Origin of the sequence: Thermoactinomyces sp. DSM 45892 (assembly GCF_900107305.1) — a bacterium.
Taxonomy (GTDB): domain Bacteria; phylum Bacillota; class Bacilli; order Thermoactinomycetales; family Thermoactinomycetaceae; genus Baia.
In genome coordinates this window covers 1-2,726 of the sequence record NZ_FNPL01000035.1, presented here as the reverse complement: position 1 = coordinate 2,726, position 2,726 = coordinate 1, and the positions used below count along the sequence as shown (strand labels likewise).

Below are 2,726 nucleotides of genomic sequence, written 5' to 3'. Positions count from 1 at the left end.
CGTGCTTCCTTCGGAAGCTCCGTTACGTTCATCACTGGAATCGTTTCCGGGCTGTAAGGACGGATTTGTTGTACGGGTTGATCATCTATCTCTTGAATTACAGTCCGTAACGACTCATGACGTTCTAGAAGCTGATTCCATCCCTTTTCTAGGGATTCGAGTGCCCAATCTCCTGTAAGGCGCAATACAGCGGGAATATTATAGAGAGCACTATTAGGCGTGAATCGATCGATAAACCATAAGCGCTGTTGTGCGTAGGATAGTGGGATCGCTTCGCCACGCTCCACTGGCACAAGTGGGGGTAATTCTCTCTTTTGGTCCCCTTGACGTAATTGGCCAATTCGCCTTGCTAACGTCTCCACTGTCGAATGCTCGAACAGTTCACGTAATGGAAGTTCGATTTGAAACGCTTCTTGTAGACGAGAAACCACTTGGGTTGCAAGCAGTGAGTGTCCACCCAGTTCAAAGAATGAATCTTGAGCTCCGATGTTCGAGACACCTAATACCTGACTCCAAACAGACGCAATGAGTTCTTCTACAGGAGAAAGATGATTCTCTCCCCCGCCTGCTTGCTCTTCTGGAATAGGTAAGGCTTTGCGATCAATCTTCCCATTAGAAGTAAGAGGTAAGGTTTCCATCTCGACAAAATGCGATGGGATCATGTAGCTCGGTAATTGAGCCTTGAGATGCTCTCGCCAATCTATTACATCCCCGTCCCCTACGACGTACGCTATCAATCGTTTGTCACCTGGTTGGTCCTCCCGAACGATGACCACAGCATCCCTCACTGATTCATGGCTAAGCAATTGGTGTATGATCTCACCTGGCTCGATCCGATAACCCCGAATCTTCACCTGATGATCTAACCGACCCATGAAAACAATATTGCCATCCTCCTGCATCTTAACGAGGTCCCCTGTTCGGTACAACTTCTCGCCCGGTACAAATGGATGATCGATAAACTTCTCCGTTGTCATCTCTGGGTTATGGAGATAACCTCTTGCTAAGCCATCCCCGCCTACACATAACTCTCCGGTCACACCTATCGGTTGAAGTTGCATATGAGAATTCACAACATAGGCGGTAGAGTTGGTGATTGATTTCCCAATCGGAACGCTCCCTACATACTCCTTTGTAACGGGATAGAAAGTCGAGAATGTTGTATTCTCTGTTGGTCCATACACATGGTTAATATTTAGATGCGTATATTTTCTTCTCAATTTATTCATATGCTCTGGGAGTAACATATCTCCTCCCACCAGCAAGTTTTGTAAACCTGCAAAAACCTCTTCGTCTTGCCCGACTAGTTGGCAGAATAATTGGGTGGTCAAAAACACCGTCGTGATCTGATGTTCATCGATTACGATCTTTAATTTCTCAGGAGTGAGGAGTTGATCTTTATCGATCAAATACAATTCTCCTCCATTTAGTAATGCTCCCCATATCTCAAAAGTTGACGCATCAAATACAATCGATCCAGTCTGTAAAATCCGATGACCTTGGTTGAAATCGAGATAGTTTGTATTCTTCACCAGACGAACAACTGCTCGATGCTCAACCATAACACCTTTCGGATTACCCGTAGAACCAGAAGTGTAAATGATATATGCCAGATCCCTCGCTGTCACTCCACTTACTGGCGTCAAACAACTCTCCTTCGAAATTTCCGCTTGATCTTCATCCAAATAAATAGCTTGGATATAGTCAGGCAACCAATCAGTCAGTGCCTCCTTGGTCAAAAGCACCTTCATTTGCGAGTTCTCCAAAAAGTATTTCAAACGATTTTCAGGATAACTTGGATCTAGCGGAACATAAGCTCCACCCGCTTTGAGAATTCCCAAAACCCCGACGATCATCTCCGAAGATTTCTCTACACATAAGCCTACTAGAGATTCTGGACCTACTCCTTGCTTTTGTAGATAACAAGCCAGCTGGTTTGCTTTTTCATTTAGCTCCCTATATGTTAACTGCTGATACTCATCTACAACGGCCACAGCATCTGGTGTACGTTTCACTTGATCTTCAAACAGACTGTGAATCGTATTCTCACATGGATACTCTACTTTCGTATCATTCCATTCTTCTAGTAACTGCTTCTGCTCCTCTTTCGACATCAAGGCTAGCCCTGATAGCGGTACATCTGGATGATGTACGATTTCATGCAACCAGTTTTCAAAGTGTCCGGTCATCCGTTCAATCGTAGAGGAGTCGAATAGATCCGTATTATATTCAAAGGCAAGGAACAATCCTTCTTCCGAATCTGCCATCGATAGGGTTAAATCAAATTTCGCGATCGAGGTATGAATCTCAACCATTTCTAGGCTTCTTCCCACGAGCTCCTGTTGTTTCCTAGGAGTATCTTGCATGGTAAACATCGTTTGGAAGATCGGAGAATGACTCGTACTCCGTTCGGTCTGCACAACTTCTACGATTTTTTCAAACGGAACATCTTGATACTCATGAGCCCGTAACGCTTTTTCACGCACTTGCGACAACAGCTCTTGGAAGGTCGGATTTCCTGTCATATCAGCCCGGTATACCAGTGTATTTACAAAGAAACCAATCAATCCTTCAATCTCTCTGTAATTCCGGTTGGCAATCGGACTTCCCACCAGAATATCTTCCTGTCCGGTATAACGAGATAAAAAGCTCTGATACGCCGTAAGCAGGGTCATGAAAAGGGTCGAACCTTCTTGACGACTCATCTCTTTTAGTTTCTCTCGTAA

At 44.6% G+C, this 2,726-nt stretch carries 1 protein-coding gene; it reads right to left on the bottom strand.

Features of this window, described 5'->3' with window-relative positions; translation table 11 throughout:
• Positions 1-2,726 (bottom strand): non-ribosomal peptide synthetase (locus BLU58_RS15850; RefSeq protein ID WP_143123823.1); only part of this gene is annotated, 2,726 nt, incomplete at both ends.